The sequence below is a fragment of the uncultured Sphingomonas sp. genome, assembly GCF_964250165.1.
Classification (GTDB): domain Bacteria; phylum Pseudomonadota; class Alphaproteobacteria; order Sphingomonadales; family Sphingomonadaceae; genus Sphingomonas.
In genome coordinates this window covers 29267-48558 of the sequence record NZ_CAXUEK010000006.1, presented here as the reverse complement: position 1 = coordinate 48558, position 19292 = coordinate 29267, and the positions used below count along the sequence as shown (strand labels likewise).

21 protein-coding genes and 1 tRNA gene are annotated in these 19292 nt (G+C 70.3%); 14 read left to right on the top strand and 8 right to left on the bottom strand.

Annotated elements, in window-relative coordinates:
• Positions 1-51: 51 nt before the first annotated feature.
• Positions 52-1461, bottom strand: a complete 1410-nt coding sequence (locus tag ACFE64_RS02340) for a sigma-54-dependent transcriptional regulator (protein ID WP_375390840.1) — start codon at positions 1459-1461, stop codon at positions 52-54.
• A 122-nt stretch (positions 1462-1583) separates the two neighbouring features.
• Here ACFE64_RS02340 and ACFE64_RS02335 point away from each other — a divergent pair, with 122 nt between their 5' ends.
• The 7 genes from ACFE64_RS02335 to ACFE64_RS02305 all read left to right on the top strand — a co-directional run bounded on the left by ACFE64_RS02335 (position 1584) and on the right by ACFE64_RS02305 (position 6355).
• Positions 1584-1727 carry an aa3-type cytochrome c oxidase subunit IV gene (locus tag ACFE64_RS02335; RefSeq protein ID WP_375390839.1) on the top strand — a complete coding sequence of 48 codons (144 nt, stop codon included), beginning with the start codon at positions 1584-1586 and terminating at the stop codon, positions 1725-1727.
• On the top strand, positions 1724-2845 hold the full coding sequence (locus tag ACFE64_RS02330; RefSeq protein WP_375390838.1) for an NAD(P) transhydrogenase subunit alpha: 1122 nt from the start codon (positions 1724-1726) through the stop codon (positions 2843-2845). Before ACFE64_RS02335 ends, ACFE64_RS02330 begins: the two co-directional genes overlap by 4 nt.
• 80 nt (positions 2846-2925) lie before the next feature.
• A complete protein-coding gene (locus ACFE64_RS02325) occupies positions 2926-3321 on the top strand; it encodes an endonuclease domain-containing protein (RefSeq protein WP_375390867.1) in 396 nt (131 codons plus the stop codon).
• A gap of 4 nt (positions 3322-3325) precedes the next feature.
• The gene (locus tag ACFE64_RS02320; protein ID WP_375390837.1) at positions 3326-3607 is read left to right on the top strand and encodes a proton-translocating transhydrogenase family protein; all 282 of its coding nucleotides are present in this window, start codon (positions 3326-3328) and stop codon (positions 3605-3607) included.
• A gap of 151 nt (positions 3608-3758) precedes the next feature.
• Positions 3759-5264, top strand: coding sequence for an NAD(P)(+) transhydrogenase (Re/Si-specific) subunit beta (locus ACFE64_RS02315; RefSeq protein ID WP_375390836.1), 1506 nt, complete (start codon positions 3759-3761; stop codon positions 5262-5264).
• Between the two features lies 1 nt (position 5265).
• Positions 5266-6126: a MarR family transcriptional regulator gene (locus tag ACFE64_RS02310; RefSeq protein WP_375390835.1), complete on the top strand. Its 861-nt coding sequence runs from the start codon at positions 5266-5268 to the stop codon at positions 6124-6126.
• A gap of 153 nt (positions 6127-6279) precedes the next feature.
• Positions 6280-6355 (top strand) — tRNA-Val (locus ACFE64_RS02305).
• Between the two features lie 14 nt (positions 6356-6369).
• On the opposite strand, the gene ACFE64_RS02300 is transcribed toward ACFE64_RS02305, so the two are convergent.
• The 4 genes from ACFE64_RS02300 to ACFE64_RS02285 form a co-directional block, all read right to left on the bottom strand.
• Complete coding sequence (locus tag ACFE64_RS02300) at positions 6370-6687, bottom strand: PEPxxWA-CTERM sorting domain-containing protein (protein WP_375390834.1); 318 nt, start codon at positions 6685-6687, stop codon at positions 6370-6372.
• Positions 6688-6996: 309 nt separating this feature from the next.
• On the bottom strand, positions 6997-7620 hold the full coding sequence (locus ACFE64_RS02295; RefSeq protein WP_375390833.1) for a hypothetical protein: 624 nt from the start codon (positions 7618-7620) through the stop codon (positions 6997-6999).
• A 13-nt stretch (positions 7621-7633) separates the two neighbouring features.
• Positions 7634-7921 (bottom strand): hypothetical protein, encoded by a 288-nt coding sequence (locus tag ACFE64_RS02290; RefSeq protein WP_375390832.1) that lies wholly within the window; start codon positions 7919-7921, stop codon positions 7634-7636.
• 52 nt (positions 7922-7973) lie between these two features.
• A complete protein-coding gene (locus ACFE64_RS02285; RefSeq protein WP_375390831.1) occupies positions 7974-8537 on the bottom strand; it encodes a helix-turn-helix domain-containing protein in 564 nt (187 codons plus the stop codon).
• A 91-nt stretch (positions 8538-8628) separates the two neighbouring features.
• On the opposite strand from ACFE64_RS02285, the gene ACFE64_RS02280 reads away from it, so the two are divergent.
• Entirely contained in the window at positions 8629-9093 is a 465-nt protein-coding gene (locus ACFE64_RS02280; RefSeq protein ID WP_375390866.1) for a DUF6456 domain-containing protein, read from the top strand.
• A gap of 58 nt (positions 9094-9151) precedes the next feature.
• The gene (dapF, locus tag ACFE64_RS02275) at positions 9152-10111 is read left to right on the top strand and encodes a diaminopimelate epimerase (RefSeq protein ID WP_375390830.1); all 960 of its coding nucleotides are present in this window, start codon (positions 9152-9154) and stop codon (positions 10109-10111) included.
• 1 nt (position 10112) lies between these two features.
• Here the strand turns inward: dapF and ACFE64_RS02270 are convergent, their stop codons facing one another.
• Positions 10113-11270: an acyl-CoA dehydrogenase family protein gene (locus ACFE64_RS02270; protein WP_375390829.1), complete on the bottom strand. Its 1158-nt coding sequence runs from the start codon at positions 11268-11270 to the stop codon at positions 10113-10115.
• A 204-nt stretch (positions 11271-11474) separates the two neighbouring features.
• Between ACFE64_RS02270 and ACFE64_RS02265 the strand changes: the two genes are divergently transcribed.
• The 4 genes from ACFE64_RS02265 to ACFE64_RS02250 all read left to right on the top strand — a co-directional run bounded on the left by ACFE64_RS02265 (position 11475) and on the right by ACFE64_RS02250 (position 16393).
• The gene (locus tag ACFE64_RS02265; RefSeq protein WP_375390828.1) at positions 11475-12494 is read left to right on the top strand and encodes a fumarylacetoacetate hydrolase family protein; all 1020 of its coding nucleotides are present in this window, start codon (positions 11475-11477) and stop codon (positions 12492-12494) included.
• Positions 12495-12562: 68 nt separating this feature from the next.
• The gene (locus ACFE64_RS02260) at positions 12563-13849 is read left to right on the top strand and encodes a 3-methyl-2-oxobutanoate dehydrogenase (2-methylpropanoyl-transferring) subunit alpha (RefSeq protein WP_375390827.1); all 1287 of its coding nucleotides are present in this window, start codon (positions 12563-12565) and stop codon (positions 13847-13849) included.
• 172 nt (positions 13850-14021) lie between these two features.
• Positions 14022-15026, top strand: coding sequence for an alpha-ketoacid dehydrogenase subunit beta (locus ACFE64_RS02255; RefSeq protein WP_375390865.1), 1005 nt, complete (start codon positions 14022-14024; stop codon positions 15024-15026).
• Between the two features lie 2 nt (positions 15027-15028).
• Complete coding sequence (locus ACFE64_RS02250; RefSeq protein ID WP_375390826.1) at positions 15029-16393, top strand: dihydrolipoamide acetyltransferase family protein; 1365 nt, start codon at positions 15029-15031, stop codon at positions 16391-16393.
• A 5-nt stretch (positions 16394-16398) separates the two neighbouring features.
• Here ACFE64_RS02250 and ACFE64_RS02245 read toward each other — a convergent pair whose 3' ends face one another.
• On the bottom strand, positions 16399-17172 hold the full coding sequence (locus tag ACFE64_RS02245; protein WP_375390825.1) for an SDR family NAD(P)-dependent oxidoreductase: 774 nt from the start codon (positions 17170-17172) through the stop codon (positions 16399-16401).
• Between the two features lie 121 nt (positions 17173-17293).
• Positions 17294-18490 carry an acetyl-CoA C-acyltransferase gene (locus ACFE64_RS02240; protein WP_375390824.1) on the bottom strand — a complete coding sequence of 399 codons (1197 nt, stop codon included), beginning with the start codon at positions 18488-18490 and terminating at the stop codon, positions 17294-17296.
• Between the two features lie 158 nt (positions 18491-18648).
• Here ACFE64_RS02240 and ACFE64_RS02235 point away from each other — a divergent pair.
• A partial coding sequence (locus tag ACFE64_RS02235; RefSeq protein WP_375390823.1) for an enoyl-CoA hydratase/isomerase family protein occupies positions 18649-19292 on the top strand: 644 nt, incomplete at its 3' end.

Genomic DNA, 19292 nt, shown 5'->3' with positions numbered 1-19292 from the left:
GGACGGGTCGGCACGCTGCGCGCACCGCCGCGGGCGTGGCCGCGCCTGCCGCTACGCCGCGTCGATCCCCAGCTCGCCGAGCTTGCGATAGAGGGTCGAGCGCCCGATCCCCAGCCGCCGCGCGACCTCGGTCATACGGCCGCGATAATGGCCGATCGCGAGCCGGATCACGTCCGCCTCGATGTCTTCCAGCGGGCGCATGTTGCCGTCGGCGCGGAACAACGTGACGCCGCCTGCCATCGCGGCCTGCGTCGTCGCATGGCGGCGCGCGCCCAGGCTCGCGATCTGCGGGAAGTCGGCCCTGGTCAGCGCCGCGCCCTCGCACAGCACTGCGGCGCGGAACAGGGCGTTCTGGAGCTGGCGGACATTGCCCGGCCAGTCATATTCGCCGAGCATCTGCAGCGCGTCGTCGGTGATGCCGAGCGGACGCAGGCCGGGCTGCTTGGCGATGCGCGCGAGCAGGTGGCGGGCCAGCGCCGGAATGTCGCCGGCGCGCTCGCGCAGCGGCGGGATGGTCACCGGCACCACGTTCAGCCGATAATAGAGGTCCTCGCGGAACCGCCCCGCCTCGACCTCGTCGAGCAGCCGCTTGTTGGTCGCGGCGATGACGCGGACGTCGACCTCCTGCGCGTGGCGCGCGCCGAGCGGATGGACCTCGCCCGTCTGCAGCGTGCGCAGCAGCTTCACCTGCGCGTCGAGCGGCATCTCCCCGATCTCGTCGAGGAAGATGGTGCCGCCCTCGGCCTGCTGGAAGCGGCCGATCTTGCGGTCGAACGCGCCGGTGAACGCGCCCTTCTCGTGCCCGAACAGCTCGGACTCGACCAGGTTGGCGGGGATCGCGCCGCAGTTCACCGTCACCATCGGCTTCTTGGATCGCGGCGAGGCGGCGTGGACGGCCTCCGCCACCACCTCCTTGCCGACGCCGCTTTCGCCCTCGATCAGCACGGGGACGCGCGCGCGCGCGGCCTTGGCGGCGATGGCGAGCGCGGCGCGGAAATCGGGCGCGGAGCCGACGATCTCGTCGAACGCGAGCAGCGCCGGGATCTTCTCGGTCAGCGGCCTCAGCTCGCCCGCGGCGGTGCCGGCCACCGCCTGTTCCAGCGCCGCGAGCAGCCGTTCGGGCGCGAGCGGCTTGACCAGGAAATCGGTCGCGCCCGAGCGCATCGCCGCCACCGCCTGCGCGACCGAGCCGTTGGCGGTCAGCATCAGGATCGGCAGCGCCGGCCGACGCTCGCGCAGCGCGGCGATGACGGCCGCGGCGTCCGCGTCGGGCGTCCAGTGATCGAGCAGGATCGCGTCGAGCTGCATCCCGTCCTGCGTGCCGAGCATGGCGACGCCGGTCTCGCCGTCCGACGCGAAGATCGCGCGCCACCCGCGACGCGCCGCCAGCGCGGCGACCAGCCGGCGCTGCGCGGGCTCGTCGTCGATCAGGAGCAGCAGCCGTTGGCCGTTGCGGGTCATGGACGGATCTCTCCAGGCACGACGAGGCGCTTAGCGCGGCGGCGGTAAATGCCGGCTTAAGCGCTTGAGGCGACCGGGCGGGGCGGGTAAGGCCGGTTCCAGGACCGTTCAGGAAGAGGCGCATGGCCGGCGACAGCGACACTCCCCCGACCGACATGGACTTCCATGTGCAGACCTACGGCAGCGTGATCGCGATGCTGAAATGGGGTGCGGTGGCGGTGGCGATCATTGCGGCGCTGGTGATCTGGGTGATCTCGCGCGCGTGAAGATCGCCGTCCTGCGCGAGCGCGCCGACGGCGAGAAGCGGGTCGCGGCGACGCCGGAGACGGTGAAGAAGCTCCTCGCGCTGGGCGCGACCGTCGCGGTGGAGACGGGCGCGGGCGCGGCCGCCGCGTTCGACGACGCATCCTACCGCGCGGCGGGTGCCGAGCCGGGCGACGCCGCGGCGACGGTGGCGGGCGCGGACATCGTGTTGGCCGTGCAGGGACCGGAGCCGGCGAGCCTGGCGGGTGCGAGCGCGGGGGCGTGGATCGTCGGGGCGCTCGACCCGATCGGCGATCGGCCGCGCATCGATGCCTACGCCGCCGCCGGGCTGGAAGCGCTGGCGATGGAGTGGATGCCGCGCATCACGCGGGCGCAGTCGATGGACATCCTGTCCTCGCAATCGAACCTCGCCGGCTACAAGGCGGTGCTCGACGCCGCGGCGGAATATGGCCGCGCCTTTCCGATGATGATGACGGCGGCGGGCACGATCAGCGCCGCGCGCGTGTTCGTGATGGGCGTCGGCGTCGCGGGGCTGCAGGCGATCGCGACCGCGCGACGGCTGGGCGCGCAGGTCTCCGCCACCGACGTCCGCTCGGCGACGCGCGAGCAGATCATGTCGCTCGGCGCCAAGCCGGTGTTCGTCGAGGGCGTAGCGGGGGTCGAGGGCGAGGGCGCGGGCGGCTACGCCGGCGAGACCTCGCCCGAATATCAGCGCGCGCAGGCCGAGCTGGTGTCGGCGCACATCGCCAGGCAGGACATCGTCATCACCACCGCGCTGATCCCCGGCCGCCCCGCCCCGCGGCTGGTGACGGACGCGCAGGTGGCGAGCATGCGCCCCGGCTCCGTGATCGTCGACCTCGCCATCGAGCAGGGCGGCAATGTCGAGGGCGCCGCACCGGGCGAGGTGGTCGAGCGGCACGGCGTTCGCATCGTCGGCCACCGCAACATGCCCTCGCGCCTGGCCGCGGACGCGAGCGCGCTGTTCGCGCGCAACCTCTACAACTTCCTGTCCACCTTCTGGGACAAGGAACAGGGCCGCCCGGTGCTGGACGCCGAGATCGGCGACGCGATCCGCCTGACGCGGGGCGGCCAGGTGGTGAACCCGAGGCTAGCTCTTTGATCCTCCCCGGCACGGGGAGGGGGACCGCCGCGCCTCGGCGCGGCGGTGGAGGGGCGATCGGCTCGAACGTCCCGCCGATCGTGGAGACCGCCCGCAAGCTCCGTCGCAAGATGAGCTACCCCGAGGGGCTGCCCTGGCAGCACTTGCGCGGTGCGCCGATGGGCATCCGCTTCCGCCGCCAGCATCCGATCGGCCTCGACTACGTCGCCGATTTCTACTGTGCGGCGGTGAAGCTGGTCATCGAGGTCGATGGGCAAATCCACGATCAACCGGAAGTGGTCGTGCGCGACGCGACGCGAGACGCGTTCATAGCTTTGCGTGGGCTAAAGATCATACGGCTGCTGGCTACCGAGATTCTCGGTGATGCGGACCAGGGTGCCGCTGCGGTCGTGGCGCTTGCGTCGACGCCCCTCCCCCACCGCGCCAAGAGGCGCCGTGGTCCCCCTCCCCAGCAAGCTGGGGAGGATAGAAGGTAAGCGCATGGACTTCGTTTCGATCCTCTCGATTTTCGTGCTGGCCTGTTTTGTCGGCTATTATGTCGTGTGGTCGGTGACGCCGGCGCTGCATACGCCGCTGATGGCGGTGACCAATGCGATCTCCTCCGTCATCGTCGTCGGCGCTCTCATCGCCGGGGCCGCGGCGGGGTCGCCTGTGTCCAAATGGCTGGGGTTGGGCGCGGTGACGCTGGCGAGCGTCAACATCTTCGGCGGCTTCGCGGTGACGGCGCGGATGCTGGCGATGTACCAGAAAAAGGGGCGGTGATGGGCTTCGGCAATCCTCCCCTGGATGGGGAGGTGGCGCGCGCAAAGCGCGTGACGGAGGGGGCTCAGCCACGAGGGGGGCGCCTGGACGAGCGCCCCCTCCACCACCGCCTGCAGCGGCGGTCCCCCTCCCCGTTCCGGGGAGGATTTTAGTGGAGGCCGCCGTCAACCCCTGGGCCGCGCTCGCCTATCTGGTGGCGGGCGTATGCTTCATTCTCGCGCTGCGCGGCCTGTCGAGCCCTGCGACCAGCCAGCGCGGCAATCGCTTCGGCATGGCGGGGATGCTTATCGCGGTCGGGACGACGCTGGTCACGCACCTGCCTTTCGAGACGGTTCAGGATTACATCCACCGGATACCGGGTCAGTTTGAACCTTACCGGATCGTCGATCAACTAAGTGTCGGCACGCTCGCCGAGATAGTTGCAGCTATCGCCCTAGGCGCCGTCATCGGCCTCGTCACCGCGCGCCGCATCGCGATGACCGCGATGCCGCAGCTCGTCGCCGCCTTCCACAGCCTGGTCGGGCTCGCCGCGGTGCTGGTCGCGGCGGCGGCGTACCTCAACCCGCAGGCGTTCGGGATTGCCGACCTCGTCGTGCCGATGATCGGCCAGCCCTTCGCGGTCATCCACCCGGTCAGCCGGGTCGAGATGGCGCTGGGCGTCGCGATCGGCGCGATCACCTTCTCCGGCTCGGTGATCGCGTTCCTGAAGCTGAACGGCAACATGGGCGGCAAACCGATCCTGCTGCCCGGGCGCCACCTCATCAACCTCGCCACGCTCGCCGCGATCGTACTGCTGATCGGCTATTTCACCACTGACCAGCAGCCGGCGGTGTTCTGGACGATCACCGTCCTGTCGTTCGCAATCGGCTTCCTGCTCATCATCCCGATCGGCGGCGCGGACATGCCGGTCGTGGTGTCGATGCTGAACAGCTATTCGGGCTGGGCGGCGGCCGCGATGGGATTCACGCTCCACAACAGCGCGATGATCATCACCGGCGCGCTGGTCGGCTCGTCCGGCGCGATCCTCTCCTACATCATGTGCCGGGCGATGAACCGCTCGTTCCTGTCGGTTATCGCCGGCGGCTTCGGCGCGGTCGCGGGCGGCGGCGACGCGGCGGCGATCGACCGGCCGTGGAAGCGCGGCTCGGCCGAGGACGCCGCGTTCCTGATGAGCCAGGCCGAGCAGGTGATCATCGTTCCCGGTTACGGCATGGCGGTGGCGCAGGCGCAGCACGCGCTGCGCGAGATGGGCGACCAGCTCAAGAAGCATGGCGTGCGCGTCAAATACGCGATCCACCCGGTCGCCGGCCGGATGCCCGGGCACATGAACGTGCTGCTCGCCGAGGCGAACGTGCCCTATGATGAGGTGTTCGAGCTGGAGGACATCAACGGCGAGTTCGCGCAGACCGATGTCGCCTTCGTGATCGGCGCCAACGACGTGACCAACCCGGCCGCCAAGACCGACAAGTCGTCGCCGATCTACGGCATGCCCGTGCTCGATGTCGAAAAGGCGAAGACCGTGCTGTTCATCAAGCGCTCGATGGGCGGCGTCGGCTATGCGGGCGTCGACAACGAGCTGTTCTACCGCGACAACACCATGATGCTGCTCGCCGACGCCAAAAAGATGGTCGACGATATCGTCAAGGCCATGGCCTGAGGTGGCCTGGGGGCAGGGCGACGCGTTCGCGGCGGTGATCGTCGGCCGGCGCGACGGCGCGCTGGCCGAGGCGGTGGCGCTCGCGGGCGGTCGGGTGACGGCGACGTCCGGCTGGGACGAGCCGCCCCCGCACGCGCCGGGTGCGCTGCTGCTGCTCGACACGGCGGGCGTGGACGATGACCTGCTCGACGCCGCGCTGCCGGCGATGGCGGGGCGGGCGGACCTGGTCTCCTGCACGCTGCCGCAGCTCGATCTGGTCGCGGGTGCGATGCTCCTGACCGACGCGCAGTTCCTGTGCGAGCCGGACATGGCCGAGTGCGTGGCCGCGCTGGCCGCCTCCGCCGCCCTGGTCCGGGCGGGCGCGGCGGTGCGCGAGGGCGACGCGACGCGGCTCGCGCGGTTCAGCCAGGAGGTCGGCCGCATTGCCGGCGTGCTGGCGCGACTGGCGGCGGCGGAGGGCGAGACGGCGCTGGCCGATCGCCGCCCGGTGTTCGACGCCGGCCCGGCCGAGGCGGCGCCTGATCCGCAGGCGATCCGCGGGGCGCTGCGTGCGCGCCGGCTGCGCGACGGCTTCTTCGGCGCCGGGTTGTTCGAGGACCCGGCCTGGGACATGCTGCTCGACCTGTTCGCCGCCGAGCTGGAGGACGCGCACGTCTCGATCTCCAGCCTGTGCATCGCCGCCGCCGTCGCGCCGACCACGGCGCTGCGCTGGCTCAACCGGCTGGTGACCGACGGGCTGCTGGAGCGCCGCCCCGACCCGCAGGACCGCCGTCGCGCCTTCGTCGCGCTGTCGCCGCGCGGGGCGGGGGCGATGCGGGGCTATCTGGCGGCGCTGCGGCGGGCGGGGCTGGCGATCGGGTGAGGTTGCGATTCGGGCCGGTTGATGTCAGGGGCGGTGATGCCGACGGCGAAGCCGCCGGCCCGTCGGACAGGATCGGCGACGCCGACCTGCCGGCCGCTCCGGCCCGTGCGGCTTTGCCGCACCGGCGCGGGCGTGGCCGCGCCTCGGTCCGGAGGGCGCTTAGCTCAGCTGGTAGAGCGCTTCCTTTACACGGAAGATGTCGGCGGTTCGAACCCGTCAGCGCCCACCACCATCGCGGACCTGCTACGCCGCCCGAAGGGCCGGCTGCCGGCGACGTAGAGCAAGGCCAACCGCGCCGAGGCCGGCGATCATCATCGTCCAGCTCGCCGGTTCGGGCACGGGCGGGGGCGGAATGAGCAGAGTGCCATCCGCCAGTCGAACCGGAACGGCATAGAAAAGGCCCTGCTGGATGAAGGATGTCAAGATCGGCCTTCCGCGATCGTCGCCGCCTTCCGTGATCGTCAGGATGCTCGACAGGAGGGTGCCGCCACTGCCGAATGTGAGCGTTCCGGAGTAGGTGAAATTGTCGTCGTGCGAGCCCCCGCCCACCGTATAGTTCACCACCCCGCTGAGCGTCCCCACATCGATGGAAAAGCCATCATATAAAGTGAACCGGCGAGACTGCCCATAGCTGTATATGCAGCTGTAACCGAGCGGTGTCCCTGAGGCGGTGGGGCAAACCGATACAGTTCCGCTGCTGGAACCAGATAGCCGCCGGAGGCTGGCGCTATGTACGCCGTCACCGCCTGAGCAGGCACAGAGATAAAGGCAGCGGCGGCGGCCGCCGCGGCAAGCACGACCTTCATTGTAGTTCCCCTGATTCCGAGCCTATGCTGCGCTGTACTTTCCTGTCCGCCTAATTAAATCGCGTCAACCTTCTGCGCTGACGGTATCTGGCCGATCAATTCCGGCCGCCGCATCAAGCGCGTCCATCAGCCCGGCCGACTCGATCGGGTCCACCTTCCGCGCGAAGAGAGCGCCCGAGGCCTGAACAGGCTCAAGATCCGACAGGTCGAGCACGCGCGGCGAGCCGATACTGTCGGCAGTGAAATCGGCATAGGCGGTTGCCGCCCGGTGCCGCGCGCGCACCGGCGCGCCGGGCTCCGTGTCGTCGAAGCGGATGAATGATGCGCGGGATGTTTGCTTCAGGATGCTCTGGAACACCATCTCATCGGGCGCGCGACAAAGTCGGAACCACGAGACTGCTCGCGGACGGTCCGCCGCAAAGCGCAGGACCTCTGTTACCGCCGCCCGGGTGAGACTCCACCAAGCGGACCCGTAATACACCGGGATCGGCGACTGCCGCCGTGGCAGCAGCCGTGCAACGGCCGTGGACAGTTTGCGTAGTGGCACGTAGCCATCGCGCACGCTGAACAGCTTGGTATCGCCGAAGAACGGTTCGAACGCACAGCGATCGAACCAGCTCGGTCCCTGTCGCTCGCAGCGATTGTCTACGGCGATGATTTCTTCGTCGTTGCCGATTTCGGCCAGCAAATCTTCACCGCCTTCACCGGATAATCCTGCCCTGAAAGGTAGATGAAGCGATCAGCGCCACCCGCATATGCTTGATGCAGCAGGGCGAAGATGGCGCGAACGGTCGAGAAGCCGAAGTAATTGATCCGCACCCGGTGTCGGCATCGGAAATGAAGCGGAGGTTGGCATGGCGGCTAAGCGCGGTGCGGAAGGGTCGCTGGTTCGATCGAGCATCAATATGCACGACGAAGAACACATCCGGGTGCTGCAGCCGGTCAACGAGGCGCGCCAGCATCGCCGGCTCATGGTGCGCCAGGATCATGAAGCAGAATCGCACCGGTCGGCCTCCCCCGTCCGCCGCCCTCATGCCCCGATCAGAGCGCGCGCACCAGCGTCGCCGCGCGCGCCAGCCAGGGCGCGTCCACCACCACCTGCTGGCGCGCGCCGGGACCGATCGGCAGCAGGTGCAGCCTGGCGCCGTCCCGGTCGAGCAGCCGGCCGAACAGATAGCGTCCGGCCGGGCGCGGCACCAGCACGTCGCGGTTGAGCGCACGGGCGAAGTCGGCCGGCGCGAGCCGCTCGCACCACAGCGTGTCGCCGGCGCGATAGTCGCCCACCCCGCCTGTCACCGTCATCGCGATCATCCCGGCGGCGGGGCGCGGCGGCGGCGCGGTCGCGGCCCGGCGCGCCGCGTGCGCGCCCGCGGCGTCGAGTGTCGCGGCGACGGCCAGCTCGGCCTGCTCGGGCAGCCGCACCAGATCCGCCGCCTCCACCCCCAGCGCGGCGGCGATGCGGTTCAGCCAGCCGATCGAGACGGTGCGCGTCCCCGTCTCCAGCCGGCCGATCGTCTGCGCGGTGGTCGGCGGCGTGCAGGCGCGCCCGACCGCCTCCAGCGTCATGCCCTTGGCGCGGCGGACTTCCCTGATGGCGGTGATCATGCGGCACTCTCCCAACCAGATCGGTTCATCCCTGTCCTACATCATCGCCGTCATGGCAAGCGCCGGCGACTCGGACGAGGAGACGACGGCGATGCGGGAACTGGTGGAGCGGGCATTGGACGCGCACGGGGTGACGGGGCGCGCGCCGGCGCGGCGCGAGCGGAGCGTAACGGTGAACCTGCGCGAATCGCCGCTCGCCTGGCTCGGCGCGCGCGGCCTGCTCACCGCGCGGCAGCTGGAGGCGGGCGAGCGGCTGCGTGCCGATTACGAACGCGCGGCGCTCGGCCCGCGGGTGACGATGCGCTGGGGCGATGCGCGGGTCGATGGCGGCGGGACCGGGCTCGACCCCTCGACCGCGCAGATCGCGGCCAAGCGGCGGTTCGACGCGGGCGTCGCGGCGGCGGGGCCGGGGCTGGCGGACGTGCTGTGGCGCGTGGTCTGCGCGGGCGAGGGTCTGCCGGCGGCGGAGAAGGCGCTCGGCTGGCCGGCGCGCGCGGGGCGGGTGGTCCTGATGCTGGCGCTCGACCGCGTCGCGAGCCATTATGGCCTGCCATGACCCGCTTCACCCGCCACCCAGGCTCAACCTGGCCAACTTCCGCGGGCGGGGCGCGCTGATGCGGCTTCCGCTCGTCAAGTGCCATGGCTCGGGCAATGATTTCCCGCTGCTCGACACGCGCGCGCTGCGGCTGGACGATCGCGCCTGGGCGCGGATCGCGGTGGCGCTGGCCGATCGCGCGGGGCCGGTCGGCGGCGACGGCATGCTGCTGCTGACCGACGGTGACGGCCCAGAACGCAATGGGGCGGCGTTCGGGATGCGGATGTTCAATGCCGACGGCTCGGAATCGGAGCAGTGCCTGAACGGGCTGCGCTGCGTCGCCCGCATGGGCTTCGCGCGGCTCGGCTTGAACGCGGCGACGGTGCGGCTGAAGACCTCCGCGGCGCAGGTCGCGCGCGCGCCCGACCTCGCGCCCGGCGTCTACACGGTGCGCGAGACGGCCGGGCCGGCGTCGCTCGACGTGACGCGGTGGCCGATGGCGGTCGGGCGGTCCGAGAATATCGAACGGCCGATCGCGGCGCTGCCCTCGCCGCGCGCCTTCACCGCAGTCGCGATGCCCAACCCGCATCTGGTCGCCTTCGTCGATATGATCGACGAGGTCGAGCTCGTGGCGGCGGGCGAGGCTTGCGAAGCGGCGCCCGCCTGGCTGCCCAACCGGGCGAACGTGTCCTTCGTGGAATCGCGCGGCGAAGACCTGTTCGTCCGCACCTTCGAGCGCGGCGTCGGCCTGACCGACAGCTGCGGCAGCGCGATGGCGGCGGCGACCTATGCGGCGTGCCTGACCGGGCGGCGCGCGTGGGCGCGCGAGCTGACCGTCTTCAACCACGGCGGCCTGGTCCGCGCCGCAGCCGCGGAGGATGGCATGGTGACGCTGGCCGGCAATGCGACGTGGGAGTGGGAGGGGGCGGTCGAGGTGGACGCGGGCGGGGCGGTGCTCGGCATCACGATCGAGCGGCGCTTCGAGGACGAGGCGGCCGCGTGGGAAGCACTGAAATCCTCCCCGGGGAGGAGCTGGTGACCTACAGCTTTCGGCCGATGACCTCCTTCATGATCTCGGTCGTGCCGCCGTAGATCCGGCTCACCCGCGCCGCGCGCCACATCCGGGCGATCGGGTATTCGTTCATATAACCCGCGCCGCCATGCAGCTGGAGGCACTTGTCCATCACCTCCCATTGCAGCTCGGTGTGCCACAGCTTGGCGGCCGCGCCCTCCTCGTTGGTCAGCTCGCCCTTCAGGTGGCGCGCGATCGCCCAGTCGAGATGCGCCCAGCCGACCTGCAGCTTCGCCTTGAGATCCGCCAACACGAAGCGGGTGTTCTGGAAATCGAACACCATGCCCGCGAACGCCTTGCGGTCCTTGGTGAAGGCGACGGTGTCGTCGAACGCGCGCTGGGCGGAGGCGTGGGTGCCGACGGCGATCGACAGCCGCTCCTGCGGCAGCTGGCTCATCAGGTAGACGAAGCCCTTGCCCTCCTCGCCCAGGCAGTTGGTGATCGGCACGCGGACGTCGTCGAAGAACAGCTCGGAGGTGTCCGCGGCGTCCTGGCCAATCTTGTCGAGCTTGCGCCCGCGGCGGAAGCCCTCGCGATCGGCCTCGACCAGGATGATCGACATGCCCTTGTACGCCGGCCTGGCATCGGGATCGGTCTTCGCGACGACCAGCACCAGATCCGCGTTCTGGCCGTTGGTGATGTAGGTCTTGGAGCCGGCGATGACGTAGTGGTTGCCGTCCTTCTTCGCGGTGGTGCGGATCGCCTGGAGGTCGCTGCCGGTGCCGGGCTCCGTCATCGCGATGGCGGTGATCGTCTCGCCGGAGACGAGGCGGGGCAGCCATTCCCGCTTCTGCTCCTCCGAGCCGTAATGCGCGATATAGTCGCAGACGATGTCCGACTGGAGGGAGAAGCCGGCCGGGACGCCGTTATAGCTCATCTCCTCATCGACGATGGCGTTGTAGCCGAAATCCAGGCCCAGCCCGCCATAGGCTTCCGGCACGGTCGGGCACAGCATCCCGATCTCACCCGCCTTGCGCCAGAAATCCTTCGGCACGAGGCGGTTCTTCTCCCAGTCGTTGACGTGGGGAACACCCTCCTTCTGCAGGAACGAGCGCACGGTCTGGCGGAACGCCTCGTGGTCGGGGGTATAGGCGAAACGGCCGGCGATCTGGTCGAGCGTGAGCATGGGATACTCCTTTGGGGGGAGATTGCCGGGGGAGACGGGTTCGCGTCAAGCGAACAGAACAAGAGTTATGGTGCCTGCCGTTATGCCGGCCTTGTGCCGGCATCCACGCCACGCTCGAGCGCGAGCTCAACGATGATGACCTTCGCTTGACCCGAGGTGGACCCCGGCACAAGGCCGGGGTGACGGAACGCGGGAGAGGACGGCATGAAACTCGCCAGCCTGAAGCACGGGCGCGACGGCAGACTGGTGGTCGTGTCGGACGACCTCGCCTGGTACGCCGACGCCGGGCACATCGCGCCGACGCTGCAGGCGGCGCTGGACGCGTGGGACCGGCTCGTCCCCGACCTGCAGGCGCTGGCAACGGACGTGCGCAACCAGGCGATCCCGCTGGAGCGCTTTCACGAGCACGATGCCGCCGCGCCGCTGCCGCGCGCCTATCAATGGGCGGACGGCTCGGCCTATGTGAACCATGTCGCGCTGGTGCGGCAGGCGCGCGCGGCCGAGATGCCGGAAAGTTTCTGGCACGACCCGCTGATGTACCAGGGCGGCTCGGACGGGTTCTTGGGGCCGCGCGACCCCATCCCGCTCGCCGACGAGAGCTGGGGCTGTGACCTGGAGGCGGAGGTGGTGGTCGTCACCGGCGACGTCCCGTTGGGCGCATCGCGCGACGGGGCGCTGGCGGCGATCCGGCTGGTCGGGCTCACCAATGACGTCAGCCTGCGCAACCTGATCCCGGGCGAGCTCGCCAAGGGCTTCGGCTTCTTCCAGTCCAAGCCGGCGAGCGCCTTCTCCCCGGTGTTCGTGACCCCGGATGCGCTGGGCGACTGGTGGCGGGGCGGCAAGCTGCACCGCCGGCTGATGGTCGATCTCAACGGCCAGCCCTTCGGCCGGGCGGACGCGGGCGAGGACATGACGTTCGATTTCGGCACGCTGATCGCACACGCGGCCAGGACGCGGGCGCTCGGCGCGGGCACGATCGTCGGCTCGGGCACCGTGTCGAACCGCGGCGCGGACGGCGGGCCGGGCAAGCCGATCGCCGACGGCGGCGTCGGCTATTCGTGCCTGGCCGAGCTGCGCACCGTCGAGACGATCACCGGCGGCGCGCCCGTCACGCCGTTCCTCAAGGCGGGCGACACCGTACGCATCTGGGCGGAGGACGATCGCCGCCACTCGATCTTCGGCGCGATCGAGCAGGTGGTGGGCGAGCAGGTCGTGGGCCTCTAGGCTTGCCATTCGCCCGCTTTGGGCGAAAGAGCGCGGCCGAGCGTTTCGCCCCCGTCCGAGGAGAGATCATGGCCGACGCGCACCCGCGCGCCAACCTGCCGCCGCTGTCGCTGCATGTGCCCGAGCCCAAGTTCCGGCCCGGCGACACGGTCGACTTCGCCGCGGTCGACGTGCCGCCCGCCGGCAGCGTGCGGCGGCCCGACACGGCGGACGAGCCCCGCGGGTTCGCCGATCTGGCCTATACGCTGGTGCGGGTGCTGGACGAGGACGGCCGCGCGGTGGGGCCGTGGGACCCGAAGCTGTCGCCCGACCAGCTGCGCCGCATGCTGCGCGCGATGGCCCTGCTGCGCGCGTTCGACGAGCGCATGTTCCGCGCGCAGCGCCAGGGCAAGACCAGCTTCTACATGAAGGCGACGGGCGAGGAGGCGGTGGCGGTGCCCCAGGCCTTCGCGCTCGACCGCGACGACATGTGCTTCCCCTCCTATCGCCAGCAGGGGCTGCTGATCGCGCGCGGCTATTCGCTGGTCGAGATGATGAACCAGATCTACTCGAACAAGGGCGACAAGCTCGGCGGCAAGCAGCTGCCGATCATGTATTCGGCCAGGGATTACGGGTTCTTCTCGATCTCGGGCAACCTCGCCACGCAATTCCCGCAGGCGGTGGGTTGGGCGATGGCGTCGGCGGCCAAGGGCGATACGCGGATCGCGGCGACCTGGTGCGGCGAAGGTTCGACCGCGGAGGGGGACTTTCACTCCGCCTGCACCTTCGCCGCGGTGTATCGCGCGCCGGTGATCCTCAACGTCGTCAACAACCAGTGGGCGATCAGCTCCTTTTCGGGATTTGCCGGGGCGGAGGCGACGACCTTCGCGGCGCGCGCGATCGGCTATGGCATCGCGGGGCTGCGAGTGGACGGCAACGATGCACTTGCGGTCTTCGCCGCCACCCAATGGGCCGCCGAGCGGGCGCGGACCAATCAGGGGCCGACGCTGATCGAGCACTTCACCTATCGCGCCGAAGGGCATTCGACGTCGGACGACCCCTCGCAATACCGCTCCGCGGGCGAGGCGAACGCGTGGCCGCTCGGCGATCCGGTCCGGCGGCTGAAGGATCACCTGATCGTGCTCGGTGAGTGGGACGAGGATCGCCACGCGGCGCAGGACAAGGAGTTGGCCGAGGAGGTCCGCGCCGCGCAGCGCGAGGCGGAGAAGAACGGCATCCTGGGTCATGGCCTCCACCAGCCGCTCGATTCGATGTTCGACGGCGTGTTCGAAGAGATGCCCTGGCACCTGCGCGAGCAGCGGCAGACCATGCTGGACGAGGAACAGGCGAGCGGACGGCCATGGGCGCGGAAGTGACGGCGCTGCCGCGCGGCGTCGTCATCCCCGCGCAGGCGGGGATCCATAGGCGTCGTAACAGGCACACCTCCTGCTCGCAGCGACAACGGATTCCCGCCTGCGCGGGAATGACGGGAGAGGTTGCGTGAGCGCCGACGTAGAAGCGGATGTCGACGCCCCCGCCGCCACGCGCATGAACATGATCCAGGCGATCAACGCGGCGCTCGACATGGCGATGGCGCGCGATCGCGACGTGCTCGTCATGGGCGAGGATGTCGGCTTCTTCGGCGGCGTGTTCCGCGCCACCGCCGGGCTGCAGGCGAAACACGGCAAGACGCGCGTGTTCGACACGCCGATCACCGAGATCGGCATCATGGGCGTCGCGATCGGGATGGGGGCCTATGGCCTGCGTCCCGTCCCCGAAATCCAGTTCGCCGACTATATCTACCCCGCGCTCGACCAGCTGGTGAGCGAGGCGGCGCGGCTGCGCTATCGCTCGGCGGGCGAGTTCACCGCGCCGATCACCGTGCGCTCGCCCTATGGCGGCGGCATCTTCGGCGGGCAGACGCATTCGCAATCGCCCGAGGGCATCTTCACGCACGTGTCGGGGATCAAGACGGTGATCCCGTCGACGCCCTACGACGCCAAGGGCCTGCTGCTCGCGGCGATCGAGGACAACGACCCCGTACTCTTCCTGGAGCCCAAGCGCATTTACAACGCCCCATTCAACGGCCATTGGGACCGGCCGTCGGAGAACTGGTCGAAGCACCCCGCGGGCGCAGTGCCGACCGGCTATTACACGGTCCCGCTCGGCCGGGCGAACGTGGTCCGCGGGGGCGAGGCGGTAACGATCCTGTGCTACGGCACAATGGTCCATGTCGTCGCCGGCGTCGTCGCCGAGCAGGGCGTCGACGCCGAGATCATCGATCTGCGCACGCTGGTGCCGCTCGACATCGAGGCAATCGAGACATCGGTGCGCAAGACCGGACGCTGCCTGATCGTCCATGAGGCGACGCGGACCAGCGGCTTCGGCGCGGAGCTGTCGGCGCTGGTGCAGGAGCGCTGCTTCTACCATCTGGAAGCGCCGATCGAGCGGGTGACGGGCTTCGACACGCCCTATCCGCACAGCCTGGAATGGGCCTATTTCCCGGGACCCGTGCGCATCGGCGAAGCGCTCAAGAAGATGATGAAAGACTAAGGATGGCGCGTTTCACCTTCAAGCTGCCGGACATCGGCGAGGGCATCGCCGAAGCCGAGATCGTCGCCTGGCATGTCGCGATCGGCGACCGGGTGGAGGAGGACCAGAACCTCGCCGACATGATGACTGACAAGGCGACCGTGGAAATGGAGTCGCCGGTGTCGGGCACCGTGGTGGCGCTCGCGGGCGAGGTCGGCGATCAGGTGCCGATCGGCGCCGCGCTGGTGGTGATCGAGACCGGTGCCGCCGGAAAGGACGAGGCGGAGATGGCCGCCGCGCCGGCTGAAGCCGAGGTGGACGCGCAGGTCGAGGCCGAGAACCCGGGGGTGGAAGAGGTTGCTGCAATCCTCCCCGGGACGGGGAGGGGGACCGCGCCCGAAGGGCGTGGTGGAGGGGGCTCCGTTACAGGCGAGCCGCCCAATGCGGAACCCCCTCCACCACTCGCCCAAGCGGGCGAGCGGTCCCCCTCCCCGCTAAGCGGGGAGGAGCGTAAGATCCTCGCCTCCCCTGCCGTCCGGCTCCGCGCCAGGGAGCTGGGCGTCGACCTCGCGCAGGTGAAGGTCGCCGATGGGGATCGCGTGCGGCACCAGGACCTGGACGGCTTCCTGCGTTACGGCGCCGGCCAGGGCTATCACGCCCCGCACGCCAGTCGCGCCCGGCCCGACGAGCAGGTGCGCGTCATCGGCATGCGCCGCCGCATCGCCGAAAACATGGCGGCGGCGAAGCGCCACATCCCGCACTTCACCTATGTCGACGAGATCGACGTGACCGCGCTGGAGGCGATGCGCGGCGACCTCAACACGGCGCGCGGAGACCGTCCCAAGCTGACGCTGCTGCCGTTCCTGATCGTCGCGATCTGCCGCACGCTGCCCGACTTTCCGATGCTCAACGCCCGCTATGACGACGAGGCGGGAGTGGTGACGCGCTCGGGCCGCGTGCATCTCGGGATGGCGACGCAGACTGATGCGGGCCTCACCGTGCCGGTGATCCGCGACGCGCAGGACCGCAACGTCTGGCAGCTCGCGACCGAGATCGCCCGGCTGGCCGAGGCGGCGCGCGCCAACAAGCTGAAGTCCGACGAGCTGCAGGGCGGCACGATCACCGTCACTTCGCTCGGCCCGCTCGGCGGCATCGCCACCACCCCGGTCATCAACCGGCCGGAGGTGGCGATCATCGGGCCGAACAAAATCGTCGAGCGGCCGGTCTTCGTCGATGACGGGAGGGGCGGGGACGCCATCCGCCGGGCGAAGCTGATGAACCTGTCGATCAGCTGCGATCACCGCGTCGTCGACGGCTGGGACGCCGCCTCCTATGTCCAGGCGCTCAAGCGGCAGCTGGAGACGCCCGTGCTGCTGTTCGCCGACTGAGCGCGTCAGGTTCGCGTCCGCTGCAGCGAGCCGACGAGGCGGCGGGCGAGAAAGCGCGGCGTGAAGCGGATGCTCTCTGCCATCAGCGCGTTGGCGACGCCGGACACGCGCACCGCCTGGTTCGCCGCGAGCGCCTTGAGGCCGTCCTTCACGACCGCGCCGGCGTCGCTGGCAAAGGTCTTGAACAGCGCGCTCTCGCCCATGCCGGCGACGTCGGCGAACTCGGTGCGGGTCGGGCCGGGGCAGAGGGCGGCGACGCGCACGCCATGCGGCTTCACCTCCTCGTGGATCGCCTCGGAGAAGGACAGCACGAACGCCTTGGTGGCGTAATAGACGGCGAGCCAGGGGCCGGGCTGGAAGGCGGCGGTGGAAGCGATGTTGAGCACGCCGCCGGCGCGCCGCGCGATCATCTGCGGCAGCACGCCATGGGTGAGCGCGACCAGCGCGCGGCAGTTGAGATCGATCATCCCGAGCTGCCCGGCGGCGTCGCCTGCGGCGAAAGCGCCCTGGACGCCGAAGCCGGCGTTGTTGATGAGCTGGTCGATCGTCAGCCCGGCGGCGGCGATGTCTGCCAGCAGCTGAGCCGGCGCAGCCGGGTCCGCAAGGTCGGCAGGGAAGAGGTGGACGGCAACGCCGTGCGTCGCCCTGAGCTCGGCGGCGAGCCCCTCCAGCCGATCGGCCCGGCGCGCCGTGAGGATCACGGCCTCTCCCCTGGCGGCGAGCGCGCGGGCGAAGCCTTCGCCCAAGCCGGCCGACGCGCCGGTGATGAGGGTGGTCATGGCGTTTCTCCTTCTCGATCAACCGACGACGGCAAAGCCGCCGTCGGACGGGTCGGCGGGTGCCGCCCGCCGGCCGAGCTGGTCTGCCGCGCTCGGCGAGCGGAGCGGTCGCGGCCGCGCCTCAGACCAGCTCGAACAACCCCGCCGCGCCCATGCCGCCGGCGGTGCACATGCTCACCACTACCCAGCGCACGCCGCGCCGTCGTCCTTCCAGCAGCACCGCGCCGATCAGGCGGCTGCCGGTCATGCCGAAGGGGTGGCCGACGGCGATGGCGCCGCCGTTGACGTTGTACTTGTCGGGGTCGATGCCGAGTTGGTCGCGGCAGTAGACGCATTGCGACGCGAACGCCTCGTTCAGCTCCCACAGGCCGATGTCGGCCACCACCAGCCCGGCGCGGTCGAGCAGCTTGGGGATCGCGAAGACCGGCCCGATGCCCATCTCCTCCGGCCCGCAGCCCGCCGCCTGGAAGCCGCGATAGATACCGAGGATGTCCTTGCGCTCGGCCTCGGCAGTGGCGCGGTCCATGACGATCTGCGCCGCCGCGCCGTCCGACAGCTGGCTCGCGTTGCCGGCGGTGATGTGCTTGCCGGGCCCGGTGAACTCGCCCCCGGGCCACACCGTCTTGAGAGCCGCCAATGCCTCATAGGTGGTGCCGGGGCGGATGCCCTCGTCCTGCGTGACGGTGATCGTCTCCGCGCCAATGCGATTGCCTTCCTTGTCGAACAGCGCCTTTTCGACCGTGATCGGCGCGATCTCGGCGTCGAACGCCCCGCGCGCCAGCGCGGCGGCCGCGCGCTGCTGCGACTGGGCGCCGTATTCGTCCTGGCGCGCGCGCGAGATGGCGTAACGCTCGGCGACGATCTCCGCGGTCTCGATCATCGGAATGGCCGCAGCGGGTTCCCTCGCCAGCACCGAGTTGTTGCGGAAGCGCGGCGCATCCTTGGTGACGGTCAGGCTGATCGACTCCATGCCGCCCGCCAGCGCCACGTCGATGTCGCCGGCCATGATCGACCGCGCCGCTAGCGCCGCGGCAGTGAGCCCGGAGCCGCACTTGCGATCGAGCGTGAAGGCGGGGACGGACCTGGGCAGCCCACCGGCGAAGATCGCCATGCGGCCGGCATTGCCGCCCGACGTGCCCCATTCGTTGCCGACGCCCCAGAACACGTCGTCGATGCGGGCGGGATCGATGCCGGCGCGCGCGACCGCGGCGTTCATGACGTGGCCGGCGAGCGCGGGCGCGTCCGTGTCGTTGAAATAGCCGCGATAGGCGCGGCCGATGCCGGTGCGGGCGGTGGCGACGATGGCGGCTTCGCGCATGGGCTCGGTCTCGCAAGAACGGATTGGACGCCAGTCTAGCGGCGCGGGCGCGGTTCCACTACCCGTCATCCCGGCTTGGGCCCGGTTCCCGCTTCCTGTCGCCTGGTCGAGGCAGCGGGACTCCGGATCGAGCCCGGGGTGACGAGGGAGCAGCTGGTATGACGGTCACCACCACCCGCGACGGCCATGTCGCGATGGTCGCCTTCTGCCGGCCGCCCAACAACTTCGCGGACCTGGAGCTGATCGAGGGCATCGGCGCCGCATTCGACGCCGCGGACGCCGAGCGCGACGTCCGGGCGATCCTGCTGAGGTCCGAGGGGCGGGTGTTCTGCGCCGGCGCGGACCTGGCGAACCGGAACCCGGTCGCGGCCGGTGGGGCGGGCGGCGAGCGCAATCCCTTCTACGTCGCGGCGGCGAAGCTGTTCGGCGTGAGGAAGCCGGTGGTCGCCGCCGTGCAGGGCGCGGCCGTCGGCGCGGGGCTGGGGCTGGCGCTGGTCGCGGATTTCCGGGTGGCGACGCCGCAGGCCCGGTTCGTGGCCAACTTCGTGCAGCTCGGCTTCCATCCGGGCTTCGGCATCTCGGCGGTGCTGGAGCGGGTGATCGGCCGCCAGCGCGCGCTGCTGATGACGCTGACCGGGCGGCGGATCGGGGGCGAGCAGGCCGCGGCGTGGGGTCTGGCCGACGTGCTGGTCGGAGCCGACGCGCTGTACGGCGCGGCGCTGGCCAAGACGGCGGGCAAGATCGTGCTGCGGCTGGCCAACGCCGAGGTCGCGCCCATGCGCTTCGGCGACACCGCGGCCAC

Bases quoted from the DNA above. Each gene is read 5' to 3' on its own strand.
- ACFE64_RS02285 (WP_375390831.1), bottom strand. From the start codon at position 8,537: ATGATCACCGCCATCAGGGAAGTCCGCCGCGCCAAGGGCATGACGCTG.
- ACFE64_RS02270 (WP_375390829.1), bottom strand. From the start codon at position 11,270: ATGCTCACGCTCGACCAGATCGCCGGCCGTTTCGCCTATACCCCCGAC.
- ACFE64_RS02250 (WP_375390826.1), top strand. From the start codon at position 15,029: ATGGCGCGTTTCACCTTCAAGCTGCCGGACATCGGCGAGGGCATCGCC.
- ACFE64_RS02265 (WP_375390828.1), top strand. From the start codon at position 11,475: ATGAAACTCGCCAGCCTGAAGCACGGGCGCGACGGCAGACTGGTGGTC.
- ACFE64_RS02245 (WP_375390825.1), bottom strand. From the start codon at position 17,172: ATGACCACCCTCATCACCGGCGCGTCGGCCGGCTTGGGCGAAGGCTTC.
- ACFE64_RS02260 (WP_375390827.1), top strand. From the start codon at position 12,563: ATGGCCGACGCGCACCCGCGCGCCAACCTGCCGCCGCTGTCGCTGCAT.
- ACFE64_RS02340 (WP_375390840.1), bottom strand. From the start codon at position 1,461: ATGACCCGCAACGGCCAACGGCTGCTGCTCCTGATCGACGACGAGCCC.
- dapF (WP_375390830.1), top strand. From the start codon at position 9,152: ATGCGGCTTCCGCTCGTCAAGTGCCATGGCTCGGGCAATGATTTCCCG.
- ACFE64_RS02290 (WP_375390832.1), bottom strand. From the start codon at position 7,921: ATGATCCTGGCGCACCATGAGCCGGCGATGCTGGCGCGCCTCGTTGAC.
- ACFE64_RS02255 (WP_375390865.1), top strand. From the start codon at position 14,022: ATGAACATGATCCAGGCGATCAACGCGGCGCTCGACATGGCGATGGCG.
- ACFE64_RS02320 (WP_375390837.1), top strand. From the start codon at position 3,326: ATGGACTTCGTTTCGATCCTCTCGATTTTCGTGCTGGCCTGTTTTGTC.
- ACFE64_RS02240 (WP_375390824.1), bottom strand. From the start codon at position 18,490: ATGCGCGAAGCCGCCATCGTCGCCACCGCCCGCACCGGCATCGGCCGC.
- ACFE64_RS02335 (WP_375390839.1), top strand. From the start codon at position 1,584: ATGGCCGGCGACAGCGACACTCCCCCGACCGACATGGACTTCCATGTG.
- ACFE64_RS02280 (WP_375390866.1), top strand. From the start codon at position 8,629: ATGCGGGAACTGGTGGAGCGGGCATTGGACGCGCACGGGGTGACGGGG.